A 420-nucleotide genomic window follows, 5' to 3' on the forward strand; every position below is an offset into this window, starting at 1 on the left:
GCGTCGCCCTTCGTGACCTCGGCCAGCGCCGCGCGCAGGTCGTCGCTCGCGGTGATGTCGAAGGTCTCCTCGAAGGCCGCCTTCGCGTCCGGATCCATGTCGTCGATGAAGGAGACGTCGCCGACCTGGATGAGGTCGACCTTCGACTGGTCCTGGTTGCCGAGCAGCCCCCCGAAGATCACCAGGAACATCAGGGGGAAGACGAGCGCGAAGAACAGCGAGGTGCGGTCGCGCACGAACCCGCGGATGATCGCCAGGCTCAGGCTGCGGAAGGCGAGGCTGTTGGTCGGTCCGGTCATGCGCGGTACTCCCGTCCGGTGAGGGAGAGGAAGACGTCCTCGAGGGTGCCCGTCTGCACCGAGATCCCCGCCAGCCGTTGTTGTTCGGCCAGCGCGGTGAGCACCGCGGCCGGCTCACGGG

Annotated in this window: 1 protein-coding gene; it reads right to left on the reverse strand. The window is 68.1% G+C overall.

Going from position 1 to position 420, the window contains the following annotated elements; genetic code table 11:
• Positions 1-299, reverse strand: a 299-nt coding sequence (locus K9U41_RS23400) for a hypothetical protein (protein ID WP_282643222.1), incomplete at its 3' end; no start/stop codon positions are given.
• Between the last annotated feature and the right edge of the window lie 121 nt (positions 300-420).

Source organism: Xanthobacter autotrophicus, from assembly GCF_029991245.1.
Taxonomy (GTDB): domain Bacteria; phylum Pseudomonadota; class Alphaproteobacteria; order Rhizobiales; family Xanthobacteraceae; genus Xanthobacter; species Xanthobacter autotrophicus_C.